At 72.5% G+C, this 5,407-nt stretch carries 7 protein-coding genes; 3 read left to right on the forward strand and 4 right to left on the reverse strand.

The features are described 5' to 3' along the window. Positions 1–314 precede the first annotated feature (314 nt). Both HMPREF3086_RS16755 and HMPREF3086_RS16760 read left to right on the forward strand, forming a co-directional pair. Positions 315–596 carry a DUF2516 family protein gene (locus HMPREF3086_RS16755; RefSeq protein WP_061227966.1) on the forward strand — a complete coding sequence of 94 codons (282 nt, stop codon included), beginning with the start codon at positions 315–317 and terminating at the stop codon, positions 594–596. After that, positions 593–1,303: a MerR family transcriptional regulator gene (locus HMPREF3086_RS16760; RefSeq protein ID WP_070723036.1), complete on the forward strand. Its 711-nt coding sequence runs from the start codon at positions 593–595 to the stop codon at positions 1,301–1,303. Before HMPREF3086_RS16755 ends, HMPREF3086_RS16760 begins: the two co-directional genes overlap by 4 nt. Positions 1,304–1,339: 36 nt before the next feature. Here the strand turns inward: HMPREF3086_RS16760 and purU are convergent, their stop codons facing one another. Next, positions 1,340–2,206: a formyltetrahydrofolate deformylase gene (gene purU / locus HMPREF3086_RS16765; protein ID WP_070723042.1), complete on the reverse strand. Its 867-nt coding sequence runs from the start codon at positions 2,204–2,206 to the stop codon at positions 1,340–1,342. 53 nt (positions 2,207–2,259) lie between these two features. On the opposite strand from purU, the gene deoC reads away from it, so the two are divergent. After that, on the forward strand, positions 2,260–2,958 hold the full coding sequence (gene deoC, locus HMPREF3086_RS16770) for a deoxyribose-phosphate aldolase (protein ID WP_061915371.1): 699 nt from the start codon (positions 2,260–2,262) through the stop codon (positions 2,956–2,958). 60 nt (positions 2,959–3,018) lie between these two features. On the opposite strand, the gene HMPREF3086_RS16775 is transcribed toward deoC, so the two are convergent. The 3 genes from HMPREF3086_RS16775 to HMPREF3086_RS16785 all read right to left on the reverse strand — a co-directional run. Further along, on the reverse strand, positions 3,019–3,975 hold the full coding sequence (locus tag HMPREF3086_RS16775) for an NADP-dependent oxidoreductase (protein WP_070723044.1): 957 nt from the start codon (positions 3,973–3,975) through the stop codon (positions 3,019–3,021). 72 nt (positions 3,976–4,047) lie between these two features. Next, positions 4,048–4,611, reverse strand: a complete 564-nt coding sequence (locus HMPREF3086_RS16780) for a metallophosphoesterase family protein (protein WP_070723047.1) — start codon at positions 4,609–4,611, stop codon at positions 4,048–4,050. 30 nt (positions 4,612–4,641) lie between these two features. Then, positions 4,642–5,407, reverse strand: a 766-nt coding sequence (locus HMPREF3086_RS16785; protein WP_070723050.1) for an LmeA family phospholipid-binding protein, incomplete at its 5' end; no start/stop codon positions are given.

Consider the following 5,407-nt stretch of genomic DNA (forward strand, 5'->3'; position numbering starts at 1 on the left):
CGAGCGGCTCGAAGGCGGCAAGCTCGGACTCGGACGCGCCCTCGCCGGCCGAGCTCGCCGACAACGACCCGGCGCTGACCACCGCGGATACGCCGTTGCCGCCCGCCGGCACCGATCGCCCCTGACGCGATAGGAACACGCGCCCGGTCCGAAAGGCATTGGCGCCCGGTCGCGAAAGGCACCGACGCCCGGTCGCGTGAGGCACCGCCGCCCCGGCCTGCTCCCTCTCCGAGCCGGCCGGGGCGGCGCGCGTCTCGGACGGGTGTGAACATCATTACGCGGTCGTGTCCGACCGGGCCACTACACTGGGATCCGTGATTGACACGCTTACCGGCACGTGGGGAACTGTCCAGCTCATCATCCAGGGCGCGCTCGTCGTGTGGGCGCTGGCCGGGCTGGTGCTGGCCGCGCTGCCGCCGGCCTCGGCGTACTCCGTGGAGGGGAAGTGGCCCAAGCCGGCATGGATCGCCATCTGTGCTGTCGCCGCCCTGCTGTTCGCCGTCCGGCCGCTCGGTTTCCTCAGCATCATCGCGATGGTGGCGGTGGGCGTGTTCTTCGCCGACGTGCGTCCCGCGGTCGGCGGTCGACGCAGGTGAAGACGCCGGAGGCCGGGCCGCTGCAGCGGATCGAGGAACTGGCCGAGGACTCCGGCACCACCGTGCGCAACATCCGCGTCTACCAGGAGCGCGGTCTGCTGCCCCCGCCCGTCCGCCGGGGACGCACCGCCTTCTACGGGCCGGACCACAAGCGGCGTCTCGCTCAGATCCTGCGTCTCCTCGACCGCGGCTACACGTTCGCCACGATCGAGGAGTTGTTCATCGCCGAACGGCACGGCTTCACGCTCACGGAGCTTCTCGAGCTGGAAGCGGTCCGGCCGACGCGCCGCTCCACCGGTGGGCGCCGGCGACTGCCGCGAGGGGGAGTGGACGCGGTCGCCGGGTTCGAGCTACCGGAGCACCTCCTCGACCGGGGCGAGTCGATCGGCCTCGCCAGCGATTCGGCCGCGGCGGACCACTTCTTCGCCGACCGCTACATGCTGGAGATGTTCCGCGAGCTGATCGTGCTGGGGGTCGGCGAGGAGGGGATCGACAAGATCGGCCACCTGTTCATGGAGGGGCAGAGCACCGCGGCCGAGGCGATCGACGTTCTCGTGCAGACCATGAAGGACGCCGGGATGGACCAGTCGACCATCATCAGGCGGGTGACCGGCATCCTTCCGCGGGCCGGCGCCGCCGCCCGGCTCATCTTCCTGTCCGCCGCCCAGACCCTGCTCACCGACAGGCACGGCTTCCCCAAGAGTTGAGCGACGTGAGCGCCGGACGGCCGCCGATCGGACGGTCTAGGTGAACACCACGGTCCGGGCACCGTGCACCAGGACCCGGTCCTCCAGGTGCCAGCGCAGCCCGCGGGCCAGCACCAGCTTCTCGGCGTCGCGGCCCTGGCGCACCATGTCCTTCACCGTCGCCGTGTGGTCCACGCGGATGACGTCCTGCTCGATGATAGGCCCCTCGTCGAGGTCGGCCGTCACGTAGTGGCACGTCGCGCCGATGAGCTTCACGCCCCGGACGTGCGCCTGGTGATACGGGCGGGCGCCGACGAAGCTGGGCAGGAAGCTGTGATGGATGTTGATCGCGCGACCGGCCCACCGGGTGCAAAGGTCGTCCGGCAGGACCTGCATGAAGCGGGCCAGGACGATCGCGTGCGGGTCGATGTCGTCGACGAGTCCGGCGACCTGCTCGAACGCCGGGCCCCGCTCGGCGGGGTCGGCCGGGAACGGAACGTGGTGGAACGGCACGCCGTGCGCCTCGGCCATCCCCCGCAGGGTGTCGTGGTTGCCGATCACCGCACGGATGCGGGCGGGGTAGTCACCGCTCTCGACCCGACCCAGCAGGTCGTGGAGGCAGTGGCCCTCCTTGGACACCAGGATGACGACGTCCTTCGGCTCGGACGAGTCGCAGATCTGCCAGTCGGCCTCGGGTCCCAGCTCGCTGGCCACCCGTTCGAAGCGACGGCGGAGTTCGTCGATCTCCATGCCGATCGATTCGGCGTCGACGGACTGGCGGGTGAAGAACCAGCCGGTGTCCTCGTCCGCGTGGTACGCCGCCTCCATGATGGTCCCGCCCAGTTCGGCGAGGAACGTGGCGATCCGGGCGACGATACCGATGCGGTCGGGGCAGCCCAGCGTGAGGACGAAGCGTCGTGACATGGGTGTCCATTGTGCCACCAGGCGTGTCGGCGGCTCCCGCTAGGCTGGCCCGGATGGACGCCACTCCGACCGCTCAGCTCACCCGCGCCCGCGTCGCCTCGATGATCGACCACACCCTGCTCTCGCCTGACGCGTCCCGCGAGGACGTGCAGGCCTGCCTCGACGAGGCCCGCGAGCTGGGCGTCAAGGCCGTGTGCGTGAGCCCGGCGATGCTGCCGGTACGGCCCGGCCAGCAGGTCGTCGCCACGGTCGCGGGGTTCCCGTCAGGCAAGCACCACTCGCTGGTCAAGGCGATGGAGGGCCGGCTCGCGGTGGACCAGGGCGCCACCGAGGTGGACATGGTGATCGATGTGGGCGCCGCCATCGCGGGCCTCGTCGACGAGGTGATGGCCGACGTGCTGGCGATGCGCGACGCCGTGCCCCCGCCGGTGGTGCTCAAGGTGATCCTCGAGACCGCCGCCATCCACAAGGCGCTGGGGGACGAGGCGGGCGACGAGCGGATCGAGGCCCTGTGCCACGCCGTCGCGCGCGCGGGCGCCGACTTCGTCAAGACCTCCACCGGCTTCCACCCCGCCGGCGGCGCGAGCGTGCGCGCGGTCGAGGCGATGCACCGCGCGGTGGGCGGGAAGCTGGGCATCAAGGCGTCCGGCGGGATCCGCGACGCCGACACCGCCCGCGCGATGATCGCCGCGGGCGCCACCCGGCTCGGCCTCAGCGGCAGCCGTGCGGTGCTCGACGGCTTCCCCGAGTAGTCCTGCCGTCCGGCCGCTGCTGGTCCGACGCAGGCCTTCACCCAGGGCCCCCGGCGGGAGTCAGTCCCGGCCGGTGGTGAGCACCATCTTCCCGGTGGTGCGCCCGGTCTCGCCCCGGCGGTGCGCCTCGGCGACCTGTTCGAGCGGGAAGACCTCCGAGATCGTCGCCCGCAGCGACCCCTGCTCGACGAGGTCGGTGATCGAGACGAGGTCGTGGCGTGAGGCGTCGACCAGCATCCGGACGGCCCGCACCCCGAGCCGCTCGGCCTCGCGGTAGAGGTCGTCCGAGCCGACGGGCAGGATCGACACGACGATCCCGCCGGGCCGCAGCGTGCGCAGCGACGCCAGCGAGGTGTCGCCGCCGATGGTGTCGAGCACGGCGTCGACGTCCGAGACGGCCTCCGCGATGTCCACCTCGCGGTAGTCGATCGGCTCGTCCACGCCGATCTCCCGCAGGAAGTCGTGCTTCTCCGAGCTGGCGGTGCCGATCACGTGGGCGCCGCGGGCCTTGGCGAGCTGCACGGCGACGTGCCCGACCCCGCCGGCGGCCGCGTGGATGAGGACGCGCTGGCCGGGCTGGATCCGGGCGTTCTCGACGAGCGCCTGCCACGCGGTGAGCGAGACCAGCGGCAGCGCGGCGGCCTGGACGTGGTCGAGCGAGGCCGGCTTGGGTGCGAACCAGGCGGCGGGGGCGGCGACGTACTCGGCGTGGGCGCCGTGGCCGAACGGGTACGAGAGCATGCCGAACACCTCGTCGCCGGGGGAGAACCGCGCGACGCCGATCCCGACCTCTTCGACCACGCCCGACAGGTCCCAGCCGAGGACGAACGGCGGCTCGCCGAGGAACCCGCCGTTGGCGCGGTGCTTCCAGTCGGTGGGGTTGACGCTGGCGGCCTCGACGCGGATCAGGACCTCGTTGGTGCGGGGAGTGGGACGGGGGAGGTCGACGACGGCGAGGACGTCCGGCTCACCGAGGGTCTGCTGTTGCACGGCACGCATGGAGGCTTCGTTGGTCATGGCTCCAGGGTGGCAGAATCCCGGGCCCGCCGCCCGGCTCGTCCCGCCCGTCACCCGCCACGCGGGCGCGGTTCAGCACCGTGGCGGCAGCCGGTGCAGGTCCACGTCGCGCAGCGCCCCCTCGGCGATGATCGCCGTCATGTACGTGTGATGCGGCTGGCGTCGGCGGTCGGTGGGCGAGCCCGGGTTGAGCAGGCGCAGGGCGCCCTCGCCGGACGCACCCTCGCCGGACGCACCCTCGCCGGACGCGCCCTCGCCGGGCGGCCTCGGCGCGGTGGTGTCCCACGGGATGTGCGAGTGCCCGAAGACCAGGACGTCGGTGTCGGGGAAGGCCCTGGCCATGCGCTTCTCCCGTCCCGCGGACGCGCCGGCCTCGTGGGTGACGGCAAGTCGCACGCCGTCGAGCGTCGCGCGGGCCACTTCGGGCAGACGCTCGCGCAGCTCCGGGCCGTCGTTGTTGCCCCAGCAGGCGATGAGCCGTGCAGACCGTTCCTCGAGGGCGTCGAGAAGTGCGACGTCCATCCAGTCCCCGGCGTGGATCACGACGTCGGCGGCGTCGACCTCGTCCCAGATCCGGGCCGGCAGGTCGCGGGCGCGGGTCGGGACGTGGGTGTCGGAGATGATGAGCAGGCGCATGGGCCCAGTGTGCCGGGCGGCCGACCGCTCTTAGCGAGTCGACTCCAGCACAACGTCGCGGCCGGCCAGATCCACGGTCATCCCGCCGTCGACCACGCGGACGCCGGTGAGCTCGATCCCCTCGGGCAGGTCGGCCAGCGCGGAGTCCATCATCGAGACGGTCCCGCCGAGGATCTCCGAGGGCAGCTGGAACCCGAGCACCGACGCCTGCTGGGGATCCATCTCGAGGTTGCCGTCGATGAGCCGCGGCGTCACCACGGCCTCGGCGAGCCCGCTGATCGAGACGCGCAGGGCGCCCGCGGCGGGGTCGGAGACGATGTCCTTCACCTGGATCAGCCCGCCCAGCAGGCTGTCGCCCACGCCGCCCGCGCCCTCGGACTGGGCGGCCGCGGTCATGGTCTCGTCGGACACGAACGCGGTGCCGGTGAGCGAGTCGATACGGGACGTCTCACCCTCGGACCGCACGCCCTCGGCGGTGATGTCGATCGCCGGGACCGGGCCGGTCGCCCCCTCGGCCGGGGCGCCGTCGGTGGTGATGCGGATCGTGCCGAGCGTGCCGGTGACGTACGACAGCAGGACCGGCTGGGGCCCCAGCTCCACCTCGGGCGTCGAGCCGAGCGTCGCGCTGATCTCCTGGCGGAGGTTGTCCTTGATCGCACCGCGCATCCCGAGCTCCAGGCCCACGGCCCCGGCCACCAGCAGCACGATGGCCAGCACGGCGCCGATGACGATCCGGCGGCCCGTGCGGCTCCCGCCCCGGGCGCCGCTGGTCCCGCCCCGCGCACCGGTCGTCCCG

The organism is Dietzia sp. HMSC21D01, assembly GCF_001815995.1.
Lineage (GTDB): Bacteria > Actinomycetota > Actinomycetes > Mycobacteriales > Mycobacteriaceae > Dietzia > Dietzia cinnamea.

Excerpts from the sequence above, each read along its gene's own strand:
- HMPREF3086_RS16780 (WP_070723047.1), bottom strand. The coding sequence starts at position 4,611 with ATGCGCCTGCTCATCATCTCCGACACCCACGTCCCGACCCGCGCCCGC.
- deoC (WP_061915371.1), top strand. The coding sequence starts at position 2,260 with ATGGACGCCACTCCGACCGCTCAGCTCACCCGCGCCCGCGTCGCCTCG.
- purU (WP_070723042.1), bottom strand. The coding sequence starts at position 2,206 with ATGTCACGACGCTTCGTCCTCACGCTGGGCTGCCCCGACCGCATCGGT.
- HMPREF3086_RS16775 (WP_070723044.1), bottom strand. The coding sequence starts at position 3,975 with ATGACCAACGAAGCCTCCATGCGTGCCGTGCAACAGCAGACCCTCGGT.